17 protein-coding genes are annotated in these 20,681 nt (G+C 38.0%); 16 read left to right on the top strand and 1 reads right to left on the bottom strand.

The window, feature by feature from the left end:
- Positions 1–38: 38 nt before the first annotated feature.
- From LXM54_RS15835 to rlmD, 6 genes are all read left to right on the top strand, one after another.
- Complete coding sequence (locus LXM54_RS15835) at positions 39–602, top strand: RNA polymerase sigma factor (protein ID WP_233316218.1); 564 nt, start codon at positions 39–41, stop codon at positions 600–602.
- Positions 599–1,087, top strand: a complete 489-nt coding sequence (locus LXM54_RS15840) for an anti-sigma factor family protein (protein ID WP_233316220.1) — start codon at positions 599–601, stop codon at positions 1,085–1,087. The genes LXM54_RS15835 and LXM54_RS15840 overlap by 4 nt, the downstream gene beginning before the upstream one ends.
- Complete coding sequence (locus tag LXM54_RS15845; RefSeq protein WP_233316222.1) at positions 1,084–2,175, top strand: hypothetical protein; 1,092 nt, start codon at positions 1,084–1,086, stop codon at positions 2,173–2,175. The genes LXM54_RS15840 and LXM54_RS15845 overlap by 4 nt, the downstream gene beginning before the upstream one ends.
- A 43-nt stretch (positions 2,176–2,218) precedes the next feature.
- Positions 2,219–3,160: a hypothetical protein gene (locus LXM54_RS15850; protein WP_233316225.1), complete on the top strand. Its 942-nt coding sequence runs from the start codon at positions 2,219–2,221 to the stop codon at positions 3,158–3,160.
- A 203-nt stretch (positions 3,161–3,363) separates the two neighbouring features.
- Positions 3,364–4,311: a diacylglycerol kinase gene (locus tag LXM54_RS15855; protein ID WP_233316227.1), complete on the top strand. Its 948-nt coding sequence runs from the start codon at positions 3,364–3,366 to the stop codon at positions 4,309–4,311.
- Positions 4,312–4,489: 178 nt separating this feature from the next.
- Positions 4,490–5,857 (top strand): 23S rRNA (uracil(1939)-C(5))-methyltransferase RlmD, encoded by a 1,368-nt coding sequence (rlmD, locus tag LXM54_RS15860; protein ID WP_233316229.1) that lies wholly within the window; start codon positions 4,490–4,492, stop codon positions 5,855–5,857.
- A 172-nt stretch (positions 5,858–6,029) separates the two neighbouring features.
- On the opposite strand, the gene LXM54_RS15865 is transcribed toward rlmD, so the two are convergent.
- The gene (locus LXM54_RS15865) at positions 6,030–6,197 is read right to left on the bottom strand and encodes a hypothetical protein (RefSeq protein ID WP_233316231.1); all 168 of its coding nucleotides are present in this window, start codon (positions 6,195–6,197) and stop codon (positions 6,030–6,032) included.
- A 476-nt stretch (positions 6,198–6,673) separates the two neighbouring features.
- Here LXM54_RS15865 and LXM54_RS15870 point away from each other — a divergent pair, with 476 nt between their 5' ends.
- The 10 genes from LXM54_RS15870 to kdgT all read left to right on the top strand — a co-directional run bounded on the left by LXM54_RS15870 (position 6,674) and on the right by kdgT (position 20,663).
- Positions 6,674–7,993: a sugar ABC transporter substrate-binding protein gene (locus LXM54_RS15870; protein ID WP_233316233.1), complete on the top strand. Its 1,320-nt coding sequence runs from the start codon at positions 6,674–6,676 to the stop codon at positions 7,991–7,993.
- Positions 7,994–8,150: 157 nt separating this feature from the next.
- Positions 8,151–9,443, top strand: a complete 1,293-nt coding sequence (locus LXM54_RS15875; RefSeq protein ID WP_233316402.1) for a carbohydrate ABC transporter permease — start codon at positions 8,151–8,153, stop codon at positions 9,441–9,443.
- The gene (locus LXM54_RS15880) at positions 9,440–10,279 is read left to right on the top strand and encodes a sugar ABC transporter permease (RefSeq protein WP_233316234.1); all 840 of its coding nucleotides are present in this window, start codon (positions 9,440–9,442) and stop codon (positions 10,277–10,279) included. The genes LXM54_RS15875 and LXM54_RS15880 overlap by 4 nt, the downstream gene beginning before the upstream one ends.
- Before the next feature lie 169 nt (positions 10,280–10,448).
- Positions 10,449–11,498 (top strand): LacI family DNA-binding transcriptional regulator, encoded by a 1,050-nt coding sequence (locus tag LXM54_RS15885; RefSeq protein ID WP_233316236.1) that lies wholly within the window; start codon positions 10,449–10,451, stop codon positions 11,496–11,498.
- Between the two features lie 84 nt (positions 11,499–11,582).
- Positions 11,583–13,334: an alpha-glycosidase gene (locus LXM54_RS15890; protein WP_233316237.1), complete on the top strand. Its 1,752-nt coding sequence runs from the start codon at positions 11,583–11,585 to the stop codon at positions 13,332–13,334.
- A gap of 345 nt (positions 13,335–13,679) precedes the next feature.
- Complete coding sequence (locus LXM54_RS15895; protein ID WP_233316239.1) at positions 13,680–14,471, top strand: MurR/RpiR family transcriptional regulator; 792 nt, start codon at positions 13,680–13,682, stop codon at positions 14,469–14,471.
- A gap of 157 nt (positions 14,472–14,628) precedes the next feature.
- Positions 14,629–16,107, top strand: a complete 1,479-nt coding sequence (locus LXM54_RS15900; RefSeq protein ID WP_233316240.1) for a PTS fructose transporter subunit IIC — start codon at positions 14,629–14,631, stop codon at positions 16,105–16,107.
- Positions 16,100–16,549: a PTS sugar transporter subunit IIA gene (locus tag LXM54_RS15905; protein ID WP_233316241.1), complete on the top strand. Its 450-nt coding sequence runs from the start codon at positions 16,100–16,102 to the stop codon at positions 16,547–16,549. Before LXM54_RS15900 ends, LXM54_RS15905 begins: the two co-directional genes overlap by 8 nt.
- Position 16,550: 1 nt before the next feature.
- A complete protein-coding gene (locus LXM54_RS15910; protein ID WP_233316242.1) occupies positions 16,551–19,160 on the top strand; it encodes a glycoside hydrolase family 38 C-terminal domain-containing protein in 2,610 nt (869 codons plus the stop codon).
- Between the two features lie 513 nt (positions 19,161–19,673).
- On the top strand, positions 19,674–20,663 hold the full coding sequence (gene kdgT, locus LXM54_RS15915) for a 2-keto-3-deoxygluconate transporter (protein WP_233316243.1): 990 nt from the start codon (positions 19,674–19,676) through the stop codon (positions 20,661–20,663).
- Positions 20,664–20,681: the final 18 nt, after the last annotated feature.

Below are 20,681 nucleotides of genomic sequence, written 5' to 3' on the forward strand. Positions count from 1 at the left end.
GTAGGGGTTGAGCATTTTATAACGTCTATTATGTGAACATGTTTAGAAGGGGGGAGAGAATAATAGCAGATCAAGAGTTGATTGAGTTAGTCAAACTTGGAGATGATGATGCATTTAGACAGCTCGTCGAGAAGTATCGCCAAGATGTATTTCGCACAATTTACAGCATCCTGAAGGATCAGAAGGAAGCTGAAGATGCTGCACAGGAAGTATTCCTTAAAATTTATTACTCTCTCCCTAAATATGAAAACCAAGGATTTAAGACTTGGATAACGAGAATTGCTGTCAATCATTCGATTGATGTTAAGCGAAAACAGCAAAGAAGAAAAGAGGACATTACAGAACAAATCGAGCTGGATACAGGAAAAAAAGACAATGTAGTAGCAGAAGTGCTCATTAGGCAGCAGCGCAAGCTGTTAAGAGAAAAGCTCAACGATATTCCAGATAACTACCGTGATGTTATTTATGGCTACTATATTGCGGAAAAGAGCTATCAGCAATTGGCAGAAGAGCAAAATGTTCAAGTCAAAACAATTGAAACAAAACTGTACCGGGCAAGAATCTGGTTGAAGAAGCATTGGAAGGAGGAGGATTTCTTATGATAACACACTATTCTTTTGAACAATGGCTAGAGTATGCAAAGGATGAACTGGACGAGGGTAATCGTTCACAAATGGAAGACCATCTATATGGATGTGATCATTGTCTTGATTTGTATGTCCAAGCAGTAGAAGCACAAGAACAGGAACTACCGTCTATTTCGGATGTGGAAGGCTTCACAGATCAAATCATGCAAAAAATTACACAGGAACAGGCAGAATTAATGGATATACCTGTTGTAAAACCGAAAAAGAAAAAATCATTCTATCAATCCTCTATCTTTCACTACGCAATTGCGGCCAGCATTACACTAGTTTTGATGACGACTGGAGTTTTCCAATCGATTATCAAACATACTGAAAGCATTCAGAAGGCAGAAATGCCAATGAAACAGGAAGAGGTAAAAGTAGGCTTTGTTGATAAAACATTTTCTTGGCTAAATACATTTGATGGGAGTATGAGTATGAAGGAGGAAAAGAAAAAATGAAAAACCCGTTTGCCGCATTTATATTAGCTTTCTTTCCGGGAGGCGGACTATTTTACATTGGAAACCGGATAAGAGGGTCCTTGTATGGAGCAGCTGTATTCGGACTGGCTGTATTCTCGATATTTCTGTTTAGCATGTCTGGATATATGGATGGGGTTGTTGCAGCCGTTATTTTTATTGGCTTTCTCATCTATTGCATAAGCATTTTGGACACTTATATTACAGCTAGCCGCTATTTTAAAAGACAGGTTCTCCCAAGCAGTCAGACAGGTGATGGAACGGAGAGAACAGTGCTTGTAAATACAATAGAATCACAGCGTTTTTACACCATTGTTTTATCCTTTGTGCCTGGTTTAGGACATATTCAATTAGGATTGATGTACCGAGGGATAACTCTATTGTCCACTTTCTTAGGGCTGATTATCATGGTGCTGTTTGTTTCCATATTGACAGGTGCAGGAGAGTTTCTGCTGTTTCTTGCTATCCTGCCGGTCATTTGGGTATATGGATTTTTTGATGTGATGCAGCAGTTTACCAAAAAGCAAAATGGAGAGGAATTGGTTGACCAGACGATTTTCCAAGACTTTGAAAAAAATCGTGAAGACGGAAAGAAAAGCAAAATCATTGCCACTTTTTTATCCATTTTTCCAGGAGCCGGCCATCTTTATTTAGGGTTGCAGCAAAGGGGGCTGCAGCTGATGGCAGCATTCCTGTTTGCAATCTTTTTAATCAATGAGCTTTACTTAGGGATTTTCCTATTTCTAATTCCGATTATTTGGTTCTACAGCTTTTTCGATGGACTCCAAAAAGCATCTAAAATAGGAGAAGTGGAGCTGGAGGATACACCTGTTATCGCCTATTTGACCAATTATCAAAAATGGGTTGGAGTTGGACTTCTTCTTGTAGGCTTCTATTACATGATCGTTAATATCCTGCTTCCTGCCTTTTCTTCAAGGCTGAAGGTATGGCTTGGAATTGATTTGCAATTCTTGTTCTATCATTATTTCCAGACAGGAGTAGTCTGCATCATTCTTATTCTAGGCGGATTGCGGGTGCTTGTCGGCAATAAGAAAAATACAGACAAATAAGCAGTCAGCAAAAAAAAATTGCATAAAGGGGGAGAAGCACGGAATGAGAACATGGAGAGTTGGAACATTTTCGATGGGGTTGTCACTTTTGTTTCTGGGGGTTTTCTTGTTATTGTCGCAAATATTGGATTGGAATATCACAACGGCATTAAAGCTGTGGTGGCCTGTCATTCTTGTAGTCCTTGGGTTGGAAATCCTTGTGTATCTGTTCCTTAGCAAGCAAGAGAAGCCATATTTGAATTTTGACCTTTTCAGCATCGTTATCGTTGGGATATTAGGTACAGCAGGGGTCATCATGGTTTTTTTGCAGACTTCAGGCGTTATGGATTTAATTCAAGATGAAATTAAAAAGGAAGCAATAACATTGGACCTTCCAGCCTTTAACCAAGATATAAGTAAGGATATTAAAAGAGTCGTAGTAGAAGGTGACGGCATAGAGCAATTTAGAGTCGAAGGAATAAACGAAAGAAATGTCTCCATGTTTGGTACATACAGACAAGACAGTACAATCGAAAAGATAGAAAAAGCAGAGGATTATCTTACCATTACGGATAAAGGAGATACACTGTATATTAGGGTGAAGGAGCGTCCGCATCAAACAGGATTGTATGAAGATTATTCAAGTTTGGATGCTACTCTGCTTGTGCCGACAGATGTCCAACTGGAGCTTGCTGATCTTTGGAGCAATATTTCTCTTAATCCAAGAAATTTGAACAGTGATTGGAAAATAGCAGGTACAGGGGAGATCGGATTGGATATTAGAGAGACAGATAATGTTCGTGTCTCCGTCCAAAATACGGACATATACAATAAAGAGGACCAGAATTGGAAGTTTGCTAAGCTGGATAATGACATAGACGGGAACGCGGATTCAGCTAGTGAAGTGGAAGTCACAACGCCTAATGCTACCCTTGAAAAAGGAAAAGCGGAAAATCATATATATGTATCCAATAGTGACACATTGATCTTAAATAATATGAAATAAGAATTTAATCAAACGTTTGTTTAATTTTATAAAACAGGCAAAAGCGGTTGGAACGCCTATTATTAGGGTATAATTGATAGCAGATTTCTAAATCCTGCAGAGCATTTTTCGCAGGATACTAAATATTGCCTAATGAAGTAGTTTTCGTATATGATGTTAGATGGTAGAAACAAGTCATGAAATTATGAAATAGGATGATGGGTATGAAAAGGGCTAGAATTATATATAATCCTACATCAGGCCGGGAAGCTTTTAAGAAGCATTTACCGGAGGTGCTGAAAAAACTGGAGAACGCAGGGTATGAAACATCCTGCCATGCTACGACAGGTCCAGAGGACGCTACAACAGCGGCAAGGATTGCAGTAGAAAGAAGATATGATCTTGTTGTTGCTGCAGGCGGTGACGGGACGATTAATGAAGTAGTAAATGGGCTTGCAGAGCAGGAGTACCGGCCGAAGCTTGGGATTATCCCAGTGGGAACGACTAATGATTTCGCAAGAGCCTTGCATATCCCCCGAGATATTGAAGCTGCTGCCGATATAATTGCAAAAGGAGACACAATTCCTGTTGATATCGGACGGCTGAATGAAGATAAGTACTTCATCAATATTGGCGGCGGAGGCAATTTGACAGAGCTTTCTTATGAAGTGCCAAGCAAGTTAAAAACAATGCTTGGACAGCTTGCCTATTATTTAAAGGGTATGGAAAAGCTGCCTTTCATTAAAGCAACGAAAGTAAAGATAGAATACGACGGCAAATTGTTTGAGGGAGAAGTCATGCTGTTTTTAATTGGGCTGACTAACTCTGTCGGAGGGTTTGAGAAACTTGCGCCAGGCTCTTCCATTAATGATGGTCTATTCTCTTTGCTAATCTTGAAAAAGGCAAATTTAGCTGATTTTATTCGAATCGCTACATTGGCTCTGCGCGGAGAGCATATTAATGATCCAAGCGTTATCTATGTTAATGCCAACCACATTAAAGTAACATCAGAGGAAAAGGTTCAACTAAATCTCGACGGTGAATTTGGCGGGGTTCTTCCAGCTGAATTTGTTAATTTGTACAGACATTTTGAAGTGTTTGTTCCAATAGACAGTATCCGTGATGAGGACCGTCCTGATAAAGAGACAGCAGTAAAAGAAACAGACGAGTAAAGCTATAGAGTGAGGATGACTCACTCTATCCACCACTCTTTTAACCCCCAAAAAAGCCCCTTTTTTCCATTGTTTTCAACTGACCAAAAACGAACAAGGATTATAGATTACAGGAAAAGTATGATACAATTTGTTCGGTATACTTTTTAAAAGATAAATGTAGCAAAGGAAGTAGACAATGAGCAGAACATTGCCCGTTCAAAAGAACGATATAATAGATATAGTATTTGAAGATTTGACACATGACGGCTCTGGTGTAGCAAAAGTTGAAGGTTATCCACTGTTTATCCCCAATGGACTTCCTGGAGAAAAAGCAAAAGTTAAAGTTATTAAAACGAATAAGAATTACGGCTTTGGCAGAATGCTCGAGCTGGAGGAAAAAAGCCCTTACCGAGTGGAAGCACCATGTCCTATTTATAAAGAATGCGGCGGCTGCCAGCTTCAGCATCTTAATTATGAAGGCCAGCTTATAATGAAGCATAAGCATGTCCAGGACGTTCTTACAAGAATCGGGAAAATAGACGCTGTTGTACACCCGACTATCGGGATGAGTGAGCCGTGGCGCTACCGCAACAAAGCACAAGTGCCGATAGGAGAGCATGAAGGCGGACTGATAGGCGGTTTCTATCAGCAGCGCAGCCACCAAATTATCAATATGGAAGCTTGCCTTATTCAACAAGAGGAAAATGATGATGTCGTAAGAGCAGTGAAAGAAATCTGCCAAAAACACGGAGTAAAGGCATATAATGAAGAGCGTCACAAGGGTGAGCTTCGTCATATTATGGCCCGCCGCGGGTTAGTTACCGGTGAAATTATGGTTGTTCTTATCACCAGAACAAATGAAATTACTAACAAAAATAAAATTGTGGATGAAATTGCACAAGCTGTTCCAGGCTTAAAATCAATTATCCACAATGTGAATAACAAAAAAACAAATGTAATTATGGGAGATACGACTAAGGTATTATGGGGACAAGAAACAATCACTGATTATATTGGTGATGTTAAGTTCGCTATTTCTGCCCGTTCTTTCTATCAAGTGAATCCAGAACAGACAAAGGTTCTCTATGAAAAGGCGCTCGAATATGCTAATTTGCAAGGAGAAGAAAGTGTTATTGATGCCTATTGCGGTATAGGCACCATTTCCTTATTCCTCGCTAAAAAAGCGAAAAAGGTATTCGGTGTAGAAATCGTTCCCCAAGCAATAGAAGACGCAGGCAAAAACGCCTTGCTCAATGATATCCACAATGTGGATTTTGCTGTCGGCAAAGCAGAAGAAGTTATCCCCAACTGGTATAAGGAAGGGAATACAGCAGACGTGCTCGTAGTCGATCCGCCAAGAAAAGGCTGTGATGAAGCACTATTGCAGACAATCATTGACATGAAACCGAAAAAGGTCGTATACGTTTCCTGTAATCCGGCAACATTAGCAAGAGATTTACGCGTCCTTGAAGACGGCGGCTATAAAACACTTGAAGTACATCCTGTGGATATGTTCCCGCAGACAATGCATGTAGAGGCTGTTGCGCAGTTGGTATTAAAATAGAATGCTTCCCGGGTTTTTTTCATGAAATCCGGGATTTATTTTTTTATGCATCTAATTTTAAAGTGCAGGGGAGCTATATGTAGAATTTAAAAGGGGAACTATTAACAGCATAAATAGCAACTAGACTTAGGGATTAATGTGTAAGGATGAAACTATTTATTTTTTTATGGAGTTATTGCTTAAAAACCATTGTTTCTTTCCATCCGAAGACCCCTAATCTTCCTTTTTGCAGTTCTCTAATGATTAATTCGTTTTGCTCTTTTAACAAACGACTTTTTACATCTGCAAGAGGTATGTTTGCTGTTCTTCTTATTTTTTTAGTTGGAGCTATTGCCATCACTATCACCGCCTTGAGTTCATATACGATAAGTAAAGAATTAATCACCTGTGCATCAAGAAATGTGCCCCATTTTTCTCTTAGTCTTATCTAATGATTCTTGCGTTCTATATCTATCTTCACTATCTCATAACCATTTCTCATCCTCTGTGCTTCCGTTAATGAGTAGTTGATTATTCTGTGAACAACAAGATAACTTAAAGGGAAGCCTCTAGTTAAAAGTCGAAATTCCTCGAAAAATAAAGCTATTCAGTTATTGACAGAGCCTATACAGCAACTTATAATTAACCTGTAAATTGAAAGGGTTTTCATTTTTGGGTTATCACTTTATGTGATATTTTTTTGATGTATTGATAAAACGTTTAATCATTTTTTACTTAAATATATAGTTGGTTTTATTCCTATATTTTTTACATAATGATAAAACGTTTAATCAATTTTTTTATGCTGCAAAATTATATAAAAGGTGGGGAAAATGAATGAAAAAATCTTTGTCAGTAATACTAGTTTTCATGTTGATTGTGTTGGCTGCTTGCAGTAAACCTGGCAGCAGTTCAACGGGAGGAAATGAAGCAAGTTCTGATTCTTCGAATGACTCTAAACAGGAAAACAGTGCAGAGATAGAACCGGAGGATGGAGCCGAGCTGGTAATGTGGACAAATGGAGATGAAGAAGCAGAATGGTCCAAATTTGTTGCAGAAAAGTACACCGATAAATATGGGGTTCCTGTCAAAATTGAAGAGGTGAGCCATGTGGAGGCTGCCGGGAAACTGGAAACAGACGGACCAGCAGGGCTGGGTGGTGATGTATTTACCGGGGCACATGATCATGTAGGGACAATGAACGCAGCAGGACTAATTTATGAAAACTATTTTGCTGATGAATATAAACAGCGTTTCATGGAAGGAGCCATCACTGGAGTTTCTTCAAAGACAGATGAGGAGATGAAAGTTTATGGATATCCAGTTGGTATTGAAACAATAGGATTATTTTACAACCAAGATTTATTAGATGAGATGGGCTTTAAGCCGGCAGAAACGATGGATGAGCTTATTGACCAATCAAAGCAATTTATGGAAAAGAATCCTAAGTCATACGGATTTATGGTTGAGCCAGGCAACTATTATTTAGTGCATGGGTTTCTTGGAGGATACGGCGGTTATATCTTTGGTGAGGATAATACAAATCCAGAGGACATTGGTTTGAACGGGGAAGGCGGACTTAAAGCTGCAGAGCTGATGACAAAAATACATGATGAAATTCTGCCGCTTAAAAAAGAAGACATTACTGGTGATGTTATCAGTTCCCAGTTTAATGAAGGAAAGTTGCTGTACTATATAACAGGTCCATGGGCAGTAAAAGGGCATCAAGATGCTGGAATTAACTTTGGTGTTAAAACAATGCCTTTATTGGACAATGGGGAACATCCTCAAACCTTCTCAAGTGTTAAATCATTATTTGTAAACGCATACAGCAAATATCCAAAGGCTGCAACATTACTTGCACAATTTGCAACCTCTGACGAAATGCTGCTGGAACGTTATGAAATGACAGGGCAATTACCGCCTGTAAAAACATTGATGGAGAATGAAACAATTAAAGCAGATGAGATGAATGCTGCTTTCTTGGAGCAAGCGCAATATTCTATATCAATGCCTAACATCCCAGCAATGCAGCATGTGTGGGCAAGTATGGAAGTCGCATTTACAGCATTATGGAATGGCCAGTCTGAACCAAAAGAGGCCCTTGATAAAGGTGTTCAGCAAATTAAAGATGCAATTGCTTCACAAACTGAATAGACATGTGTTGAGCCAATGCCTTCTTGGGATTGGCTCAACAGCATAACTAAGGAGGGAATGATAAATGGCAACACCAGAACGGAAGCTGAATGAGGGTCTGTTGACAAACAACGAAAAGGCGGCACCGCCTGTAAAGAAACAGTTCTTTACAAAACCTATGCTTGCAGCAGGTTTATCTGTTCTTTTTATGGGACTCGGACAGCTCTATAATAAACAATACTTAAAGGGATTAACTTTTCTGTTGCTAGAATTGTATCTTCTTATTTTTTGGACAGTGCCCTTCCAATGGGCGATGTGGGGTCTCACAACTTTAGGAGAAACTGTTCAGACTAGACAAGGGTTTGAAATTATTCAAGGAGACCATTCCATCTTTTTAATGATTGAAGGGATATTGTTTCTGATTTCATTCTTGCTGTTCCTGTGGTTTTATTATTTAAATATTCGCGATGCCTACAAGGTTGCTGCTAAAGCAGAAAAAGGCATCAAGCCTAATAATGCGAAACAAATGCTCAAAAACATTTGGGATAATGGGTTTCCTTATATTCTTTTGACTCCCTCTATCCTCTTTACCGCCTTCTTGACCATTTTGCCTTTGCTGTTCGGAGTATTGATTGCTTTTACAAACTACTCAGCACCAAACCATTTGCCGCCGAAGGCTTTAGTGGACTGGGTAGGTTTTGACACGTTTGTTCAACTTTTCAAAATGAAAACATGGAGCGCTACATTTTATGGTGTGTTTTCTTGGACAGTAATCTGGGCTGTTCTAGCGACGATTACAACTTATTTTCTGGGACTTGTTTTTGCTGTTTTGATATCCCAAAAAGGAATAAAACTGAAAAAGTTTTGGAGAAGTATATTTATCTTGCCATGGGCAATTCCACAGTTTGTATCCATTTTAATCTTCCGCAATATTTTTAATGGAGAGTTTGGACCAATTAATAAGTACTTAATGGACTGGGGAATTACAGACCAGGCAATTCATTGGCTTTCAGATCCAATTTTAGCAAAGCTTACACTGGTTATTGTAAACATGTGGTTTGGCTTTCCGTTTTGGATGGTGCTGATGAGCGGTGTTATGACAAGTGTGGATAAGGAAATTTATGAAGCTGCAGAGGTGGATGGTGCTTCTTCTGTACAAAAGTTTTGGAAAATTACAATGCCGCTTATCATGTTCTCAACAGCTCCACTGGCAATCATGTCGTTTGCGAACAATTTTAATAACTTCAACATTATTTACTTAATGACACAGGGTGGACCAGTTAATACTGATTACTCATATGCAGGTTCCACAGATATCTTAATCAGCTGGATTTATAAACTGACATTAGATAATAGCCAGTTTGCTGTTGCATCTGTTGTGTCTATCCTGATTTTCATTATTATCGCGATATTCTCGATCTATAATTTCAGGAAAACACGAGCATTTAAAGAGGAGGATATGATGTCATGATAGGGATATCTTTAAGAGAGAAAATAAGCAAATTTTTCACTTATACTATTTTAATCATTACAGCCATTTTCGTCTTGTATCCTGTTATTTGGATTATAACTGGATCTTTAAATCCCGGGGATTCACTATTTTCTACAAGTCTCATTCCAGATTCCTTATCATTAAAACACTATGTTTATTTATTCAATGAAACAGATTATTTAAATTGGTATAAAAATACGCTGAAAATTGCTTTTTGGAATATGATTTTATCTACCTTCTTAGTAGTAACAGCAGCATACGCCTTTTCCAGATTCCGCTTTCCAGGCAGGAAGCAGGGGCTGATGACCATGCTTGTCTTGCAGATGTTTCCAGGATTTATGGGGATGATTGCAATCTATATCCTGTTATTGCAGCTTAATCTATTAGACAATCATTGGGGATTGATTTTAGTTTATGCAGGTGGTTCAATTCCATTTAATGCATGGCTCGTAAAGGGTTATTTTGATGGCATGCCGAGAAGCCTGGAGGAAGCAGCAAAGATAGATGGTGCCAGCAATGTGAAAATTTTCTACAAGATTATGATGCCGCTTTCCAAACCAATCTTAGTTTTTGTGGCGGTAACTAACTTCATCGGACCATGGATGGATTTTATTTTTGCCAGATTAGTATTGCGCTCAAGCGAGAAAAAAACATTGGCTATCGGACTTTTTGAAATGGTGACTGGGCGCGGGAACAGTGAATTTACTACATTTGCAGCTGGAGCAGTTCTAGTGGCAGTGCCAATTACTATTCTGTTCTTTATCTTCCAGGATCAGCTGACAGACGGCCTAAAGGCAGGAGCTAATAAAGGTTGATTCCTTTAAAACTGCGCTCATATGGATAAAAAAATAGCTTCTTCTTAGATTGGGAATCTTAGTTATTTATAGGTTTGGCGTGATAAAATACAATTACTCTATAAAGATGGAATGATACAAACCAATTTAAGAACAGCAATTGATTTATATATATGAGAGGAAAGCCATAATGGAGAAACCAACAATTAAAGATATAGCAAGAATGGCTAATGTTTCAATAGGCACTGTTTCCAATGTAATAAACGGAAAAGGAAGATACTCTGTTGAAACAAAGAAGAAAATTGACAAAATCATTAAAGAACTAAACTTTATGCCAAATGTGGCAGCAAGAAGCTTAAAGGATAAATTAAACCCATTAATTGCACTGGTTGTGCCATTTGCCGATAAAGGAGAAGTCTTTGTTAATCCATTTTTTACACAGCTCATTTCTGGTGTTGAAAGCGGAGCAAGAGACAGGAATTTTCATGTGATTGTTGCTGCGGTCAAAGATGAACCTCAATTATCTGTTTTGCTGGAGAAGCAAATAAATGGTTTGATTGTTTTTGGTGCAAATGAAAACCAAGTAATACTGGAAGAGATAAAAAAGCTGAGACTGCCGACGGTTTTTATGGACAGCTATCTTTCTGATCCTGAGCTTTATCAGTTAGTGATAGATGACGAATTGGGAGGATACTTAGCAACGAAATATTTAATCAGCTTAGGGCACAAGTCAATCAATGTTATTGCTGGCAATCTTGATCCTATCGGCAATCCGGCAGAAAAGACAAAAATGAATACAGTCGGCCATTTGCGGCTTTTTGGTCATATAAAGGCATTAGAAGAAGCAGGAATTGAGTTTGACCCAAGCTTAGTTTTTCCACATGAATTTTCAGTAGAGGGCGGTTATACAGCCGCACAGCAAATTATAAAACAAAAGGGGAATTCGACTGCTGTATTTGCTTTTTCAGATATGACAGCCATGGGAGTTATTAAAGGCTTTTATGATCTCGGTGTCTCTGTGCCAAATGATTTCTCTGTAGTAGGATTTGATGATTTGTACTTCTCGGAATATTTAACACCAGGATTGACAACTGTTAGACAGGATATTTATGGAAGAGGTCATTCTGCTGTAAAACTTCTCATCGATCAAATAGAGGAAAAGACTATGGAACACAATCGCAAAATAATTTCTCCAGTCAGTCTAAAGATTAGGCAAAGCACGGCTTCGTTCAATAGCTAATCTTATAGGAGCAAAAACGTAGAAAAGCTTCTGTAAGGCACACTGACGCATATCCCCTTATCCTAAAGGGAGGGATAACTTGTTATGTTAAAAGAAGCGATTTTCCATAGACCTATAAATAATTTTGCTTATGCTTATGATAAAGAAAAACTGCATATACGTCTCCGTGCTAAAAGAAATGATTTAACGAAAGCCTATTTAATTTATGGTGACCCATATGAGTGGAGCGAGGATGGCTGGCAAAATCGGACAAAACCGATGCATCTGGAAGGAACAGACGAATTATTTGATTATTGGTTTGTGGAGATAAAGCCGGAATACCGCCGTTTGCGGTATGGTTTTGAGTTATATTCAGGGAATGATTTACTCATTCATGGAGAAGGTGGCTTTAAAAACCATTATCCGAAGGAAATAAGCTTTTACTACTGTTTTCCATTTTTAAATGAGACAGATGTCTTTCATGCTCCAGATTGGGTGCAGGATACAGTCTGGTATCAAATTTTTCCTGAGAGATTTGCAAACGGAAATCCTGAATTAAATCCAAAAGAGGCACTAGCTTGGGGAAGTGAAGAGCCAAAGCCAGACAGCTTCTTTGGCGGAGATTTTGAAGGAATTATCGAACACATAGACCATTTAGTTGACCTAGGGATAACGGGAATTTACTTCACACCTATCTTCCAATCCTTCTCCAATCATAAATATGACACAATTGACTATATGGAGATTGATTCCCAATTTGGTGATAAAGAAACGTTTAAAAGATTAGTAGAAATCTGTCATCAAAAAGGCATTAAAGTGATGCTGGATGCTGTTTTTAATCATAGCGGCCTCTTTTTTGCTCCGTTCCAGGACGTTTTAACAAATCAAGAAGCATCTGTTTACAAAGACTGGTTTCACTTTAGAGAATTTCCTGTAAAACCATTGCCAGTTCCTAATTATGATACATTTGCCTTTACGCATATGATGCCTAAACTGAATACAGAAAACCACGAAGTAAAAGAATATTTGCTGGAAGTGGGCCGCTATTGGATAAGAGAATTTGATATTGACGGCTGGCGTCTTGATGTGGCAAATGAAGTGGACCACCAATTTTGGCGTGAGTTTAGAAAAGCAGTGAAAGAAGTAAAACCAGATGCATATATCCTCGGTGAAGTTTGGCATGATTCCATGCCTTGGCTTCAAGGAGACCAATTTGACGCAGTAATGAATTATCCTTTTACAGAAGCAGTGTTAGGCTACTTAGCAAAGGATGAGCTCCATGCAGAGGAATTTGCAGAAAAAATTACAACTGTTCTTACAGCCTACCCCAAAAATGTTAACCAAGCTGCATTTAATTTGCTAGGCAGTCATGACACACCAAGAATATTAACAGTCAGCAATAACAGCAAAGAAAAGTTAAGATTGTTGTTCTTATTTCAGCTGTCCTTTATGGGAAGTCCTTGTATTTATTATGGAGATGAAATTGGTCTGACTGGAGAAAATGACCCTGGCTGCCGCAAGTGCATGGTGTGGGAAGAAACAGACCAGGATCGTAATCTGTTTGACTTTGTTCAAAAACTGATAGAGCTTCGAAAAAACATAGCTGCTTTTGGCAGCAATGGCGACTTTCAAATACTTGAAGCAAACCGGCAGACAAACCACATCGTCTACAAAAAACAAACCAAGACAGAAACGCTTCTTATAACTATCAACAACTCTAATGACTCGATTGCAGTGTCTATTCCATACGATTTTACGGACAAAAATCCTGTAGATCTATGGAGTGGCACGCAAATGGAAGAGAATTCGAGGATTAATTTAGATCCATATGGGTTTTCTATAATCATGCTGAAATAAAATAATGTTGAAAAGCTTGTGGATAAAGCTATCAACACTTAATGAAATTAGTTGAAAGTCTCCTGTTGTGGATGGGGGGCTTTTTTTGTGGATATCTTCTTATTAATTATAAGATATCCACAATGTAATCAATAGTTTCTATTTTCTCTAAAGGGATAAATTATAAAAGTGTCATTATTTTGTCAAAAAGCAATAGTTAGCAATTAGAAAAGGGATAGTATACTTTAAAATAATAGGATTTCTCCTCTATAAGAAGAATTAGCCGAATAGACTGATTTTCTTCATAGAGGTTTTTTAGTGTCTATAGGTTTCTCAGGGACACATATCAAGAAGAGGGAGGTAGAAATGAATATAGTAATTAATAGAATTAATGAACATTTAAGAAGACTATCACCAGCACATAAAACACTTGCTAACTATATACTGGATAATCCAGATCAGGTTGAAAGCATGACAGCAAGAGATTTAGCTAAAAGGACACATAATGTTCCAAGTACAGTAATTTCTTTTTCTAAAAAAATTGGTTTTAAAGGATTTAACGAATTAAAATTTCAATATTTAAATGATGAGCAAAATAATCATTCTATCAATGAAGAAATCATTTATTCTTTTAAGAAAGCGGAGCAAGTGACAAAGAATCAAGCTTTTATAGATGCTGTTCAGCTGTTAATTTCTGCACGTAAGATATTTATTATGGCGTTTCAGATGTCCCAAATACCAGCAAAAGACTTTTATTTTAGAATGAGAAAGATAGAGCCAGCAAAAATGATTTTCTTTGATTCGTATGCAGATCAATTCCGAATGGCGTCTCTCATGGAGGACAAGGATGTTATTCTAATTGTATCTAACAGTGGTGAATCTGATGAAATTCTTGATATTGAAAGAGAGTTAAGTAAAAAAAACTGTAGGCAAATATTAGTGACGAATGGAGTTAATAGTTCTCTAGCTAAATATGCAACTATTGAATTAAGCATTGGTTATTTAGAGGAAAATCCAATTCTGTTTAAGGAAGCTCCTACAACAGCTAGATATGCTTTAATTTATCTGTTAGAGAAACTATATTTAAACATTCTTCATGCTAATTATGATGAATCATTTCAGCGAATAAAAGAAACGAGTCAGTTCTTTAAATATTGATATGGTATTAGACAAATGATAAAATTTGTCTTTTTTTTAAAAGGAGTGCGAACAAATTTCCAAAAGTTATTAAGCCATTGAAAATCTGTTTCTATGTCTGTACTATCTATTTTAGAAAGCGCTTTCTAAAATCTCTTGATTCAATGGAGGAGTAAACATGGCAGTTAAGTTTTTTGTTGCAGTGACTGGTTGTGCAGCAGGGATAGCACATACGTATATGGCGCAAGGGGCGCTGGAAAAAGCAGCAGAAGAATTAGGAATAACAGCAAAGGTTGAAACTCAAGGAACAATTGGTACAGAGAACGAATTAACAGAGCGAGAAATTGAGCAGGCTGATGTAGTTATTATTGCAGCAGATATCCATGTTGATAAAAGCCGTTTTGTAGGGAAAAAAATACTTGAAGTAGATACAAATCAGGTATTAAAAGATGCAAAGAGTTTGATTGAAACTGCTTCAGAAAAAGCTGTGCTATTCAGTGGAAAAGGAATGAAAGTCGGAAAGAACATGGAAGTGGGTTCATCATCAAACAAAGTGGTCAAGTTCCTAATGTCAGGCTTAACGGACATGATTCCTATTGCAATAGCGGCAGGGTTACTGCTAGCTTTTGCCAATACATTTGCTTTTCAACCAGATCCAAATAATGCAGATCTAGTTGTCTGGGGATTCTCCGATGATGCGAAGGGAATGTTTTTCTCAAAGCTATTCGATTTAGGGAAAATAGGCTTTACTTTAATGATTCCAATATTTGCGGCAGGAGTTGCTAGAGCAATTGGAGACAAGCCAGCTGTTGCTCCTGCTTTTATTGCAGGATATATGATTAATGATGCAGGGTTCTTAGGAACAGAGACAGGGGCCGGCTTTTTGGGAGCGATTATTGTTGGCTTTGGCGTTGGCTACCTTGTCCGTTTGCTGAAGAGTATCCCTTGGCCAAATATGCTTAAACCTGTTGTGCCTATTTTGATTATCCCACTCATCTCAACTTTTATTTCGTTTATTGTCATCTACTACTTAATCGGACAGCCAGTAGCTTTAGGTATGAATTCTCTCTATACCTTTATTAATGATATTACAAAAAATTACGCTGCTGCTCCTATCATATACGGAGCAATATTAGGCGGCATGATGGGAGTGGATTTAGGAGGTCCAATCAATAAAACAGCAATATTAGTTTCCCAAGCGATTTTTGTTGATACGATGGCGCAATTTGGGCCAGATGGGGTTAATGCCATTCCGCAAGCAGCGGCATGCTCTGCGATTGCAGTAGCGCCACTAGGAGCAGCGTTTGCTACATGGCTGTTTAAAAAATATTTTACGACAGATGAACGCGCACTGGGATCTTCAGCGTTTGTTATGGGGATTGTGGGCATTACTGAGGGAGCAATACCTTTTGCAGCAGCACATCCTAGTCTAATCATAGCTAATACAATATCATCAGCAATTTCAGGGGCATTTATTGCTGCTGTTGGAATACAATTTTACGGCGGAATTGGTTCACCGCTAGGAGCCTTTATAGGGTATACAACAGGTCCAACCCTTGCCTGGCTATGGTGGATTTTGATTATTTTATTTTCTGCATTAATTAATGCGGTACTGTACAGAATGACATTAAGAAAGCGGGTAATTGTAAATGGCTGAGATTTTTAATGAGAATAATATTTTTATAGTTGAAGACAATTTGGAAGATAAGGAACAGTTATTTAAACTTATTGCAAATGATGCATATAATTTGGGATATGTAAAATCAAATGAGGAATGCTTTAGGGGTCTTTTAACACGTGAAAGTCAACAGACTACAGGATTTCAAGATGGATTTGCTATACCTCATTGTAAAGATCAAACTGTACAAAATCCAAGATTATTAATATACAAAACCTCACCTATTCCGTGGAACAGTCTTGATGGACAGGCAATCGTGTTTTCTTTTGTTCTGTTGATACCTGAAGATTCTGCTAAAGAGCATTTGCGATATTTAGCTAAAATTTCAAAGTCATTAATAGATGAATCATTTCGGCAAAGATTGAAAACAGCTGATAAAATAACCATTCATCAATTAGTTTGCAGGAACTTGGAGGTGTAAAATGAGTAAAGTTCATATCGTTAACCATACTCATTGGGATCGGGAATGGTATTTTACAACAGCAGATGCTTTAGTGTTAAGTGAGAGTTGTTTTACACAAGTTCTAGATGAGCTAAACAATAATAAGGATGCAATGTTCTGTTTGGATGGGCAAACGTCTATTTTAGATGATTATGTAAGATTAAAGCCTGAGCGTGCCAAACAAATTGAATCCTTTATAAAGCAGGGACGATTAGCTATTGGCCCATGGTATACGCAGACAGATGCTTTTTTTGTAAATGCAGAGTCTATTATCCGAAATCTAACTATTGGTATTAGAGACAGTCTGAAGTATGGGGGATACATGAACGTAGGCTATTTGCCAGATACATTTGGATTTAACGCACAAATGCCTACTATTTTAAAGAATTGTGGCATCGACAACATTGTTTTTTGGAGAGGTATTAATTTTAAAAAACATGCTATTGGACCCTATTTTAAATGGCAGGGTCTTGGAGGCCAAGAAATAATTGCTGTTAATTTAGTAGACGGGTATGGTGCAGCGGCACATCTTCAGGATACAGATGAGTATATTGCAAAGAGACTAGTTCCAGTTACAAATAAACTCAAGCAATTAACGGACAGTGATGAGATTATAATGGCGTCAGGCGGAGACCAACTGGATATTATTCAAGATTTGCCTCAGAAATTAACAACTATAAATAAACAAACGAAAGACTGCTATGAAGTAAGCACATATGCACATTTTCTTGAATACCTCAGGCAACAAAAAAATCTGAAACTATACATCGGTGAACTTAGAGAACCTTGCGAATCCCGTGTGCATAAGTCGATAGGTTCAGTAAGATATGATATTAAGCTTAATAGCTTTTTGCTGGAGCAAAAGCTTCTGTACCGTGTTGAACCCATGATGGCTATTGCTAGGGCAAAGGGAATTCATATTGGAGAAAAATTACTTTCAGTAGCTTGGAAAAAGTTACTTGAGGGCCATGCGCATGACAGTATGGGAGGATGCATATCAGATGATGTAGCAACTGATGTACTTCATCGCATGAAAGAAGCAAACGAAATTGCTGACGGCATCGAAAATATGATGAAGAAGCGGTTATCTGAACAGATGCAGTTAACCGAACAAGAGTTATTGATTGTTAATACAACACCTTTTCCATTTAGTGGTTTAAGAATCATAGAATTTATGAGTCCTTCAAAAAATATTAAACTAGTGGACTGTGAGGATGCTGTTATACTAGAGGCAATCTATTATGAAGGTAGGAGTAACATCCTCTTAGAAACACCGAAAGGACCAAGGTATATACAGGAAGAACCTTACTACATGCTGAGGGTGCTAGCTCCTATTGAGATACCAAGTATGGGCTATCGTGTCATTAAATACGAAAACTCTAATCATTCACTATTAGAGTTGGAATCATCTAGTGATACGTCTATTGCTAATAAATATTGCAAAATTTTCTTCGAAGAGGACCAACTCAAGCTAACTACTCATTTTGGTAAAACTATCGACAACTTTATAGAGTTTGAAGACTGTGCAAATGATGGAGATACTTATGACTTCTCTCCGTTGAAAGGCGATATACCAAAACTACTTTCATTAGAACTTAAAAAAGTTAGGAAATCTTCACTTATGGAAATGATGACATTAGAAGGTACTTTTCATTTACCTCTAAATTTAAAAGAGAGACTCAAAGAAAATGGTAGAACAGGTACGCTTTCTATTAAGTTGCAAATTAGCTTGCTGAAAGACGTAGATCGGGTTGAGTGCGTATGTATAGTAGACAATCAAGTATATACCCATCGGTTGCGTGCAAAAATTAACACAAATATAAAGGCAAAAGAAACAATCTCATCGGTGCCCTTCGGTTTCATTAATCGTCCAGTTTTAAACGGTGATCCAGTAGACTGGGAAAATGAATATGTGGAGATCCCAACAGATATAGAACCTTACGATGCTTCTGTAGCAGTGGAGAGCAACGAATATCATTTCACTGTGTTCAGCAAGGGGATGAAGGAATATCAATTTATTGAAGATAGTTTTTACCTGACATTATTTGCATCGACAAGTCAGCTAGGGAAACCGGACCTGCTTTATAGACCTGGACGTGCTTCTGGAGATACAACAAAAAAAGGGCATGTAATGATTCCAACCCCAAAAGCAGAACTGATTGGAACACACCAATTTAACTTTGCTTTTCGAATTGCAGAAGATAAGTATGATGAGGAATCTACTGCAAAGTGTTGGGAGGACTACACTGTAGAGCATATAAGCTATCAATCTCAAACACTAAATAAGTTTATTCATCGTCTCGATAATAAGCTTCAGCCTCGTGAACAAGGACAACAGCTATCCTATGCTTTTTCATTATTGGAAGTACCTAAAGACAATCATTTCAGCAGTTTGTCCCCGTCTCTGTATGAAGATAATGCATTTTTATTACGGTTGAAAAACCCAACAGATAAATTTAAACGTCTAACCGACTATAAATTTACAAGTTTTACAAAGATAGCTAAAGTAAATTGTATTGAAGAAATACTAGAAGAGGATGAGTATATTATTCCTCCATATGATATGTTGACTCTTAAACTTTGGCTGTAAACATTTAAAGTGAAAAGCATAGTTTATGCCATTGGAGAGAGTTTAACTTTAACAATTAGTCCAATTCATTAACTCTGAAAAAAATCTCATATATGAAAAAACAATATCACCGAAAACAGATATTGTTTTTTTGTCGAATTTCCACTTTATTTTGCCAGATTATTGAAATATAAATATGTAAGCGCTATAATTATATTATGGAACAACGTACCACATCGTGGAACGATAAAAGAGGTGATGGATAGAGAAATTATTTTTTACCATTAAAAATGTAAGCGTATTCCAACTATTGAAAAGCAGCAGTATGACTTTAGCAGTAATGTTTTTCTGGCTTTATCTATCGTTAACTACTAAACAAGCAAGAAGAATTGGATGACGCGTTTAATGGTATTTGGAAAGGACTAAAATCCTTTTACAGAACTGTATAAGCTATTAGACTACATAATTACTTATATTATATGCAGCGTCTTTTTCGATTGCTTAATTACCTATATGGAAAGGTAAGGATGCCGAATGAAAATCATGAAGTCGATTGAGAAGATTCCAGGGGGCCTAATGCTGGTTCCGTTGTTTTTAGGAGCTATTATTCATACGTTTGCACCAAAATCAGGAGAGTATTTCGGTTCATTTACGAATGGGCTGATGACAGGTACAATTCCCATTCTTGCTGTCTGGTTTTTCTGCATGGGGGCAGGGATTAATTTAAAGTCGACAGGAGTCGTTTTGCGGAAATCAGGAACGCTGCTGGTGACAAAGATTGGGGTTGCATGGATTGTTGCCCTTGTGGCCGGAGCATTTTTGCCGGAAGGCGGAGTGCAGACAGGCTTTTTTGCCGGGTTTTCGATTCTGACACTTGTTGCGGCGATGGATATGACAAATGGTGGTTTATACGCGTCGATGATGCAGCAATATGGAACAAAGGAGGAGGCTGGGGCATTTGTTTTGATGTCGCTGGAATCCGGTCCTCTTGTGACGATGCTTATTCTTGGTTCAACTGGAATAGCGTTTGAGCCTCAGGCATTCGTCGGAGCGGTGCTTCCATTTTTGATTGGGTTTATTTTAGGTAATCTAGATTCTGATTTCAGAAATTTTTTCAGCAAAGCTACACATACGATGATTCCGTTCTTTGGATTTGCGTTAGGTAATACGATTGATCTTGGCGTTATTGTGAAAACTGGCTTTGCCGGTATTTTACTAGGCATTCTTGTCATTGTTGTTACAGGCATTCCGTTAATGCTGGCTGACAAATATATTGGCGGAGGAAACGGAACGGCCGGAATTGCTGCATCAAGTACTGCTGGAGCAGCGGTTGCTAACCCGATGATTATTGCTAGCATGAAGCCTGAATTTATGCCAATTGCCCAGTCTGCAACGGCACTGGTCGCTGCATCTGTAATTGTTACGTCTATCCTAGTGCCGATATTGACTGCTTCCTGGTATAAATATATGCAAAAGAAAAATAAAACAAGCAGCGGTAGCGGCTTGGACTCACGGGCAATTTAGGAGCAGTTTCTTCCTATA

The organism is Bacillus sp. Au-Bac7, assembly GCF_021341655.1.
GTDB lineage: Bacteria > Bacillota > Bacilli > Bacillales > Cytobacillaceae > Niallia.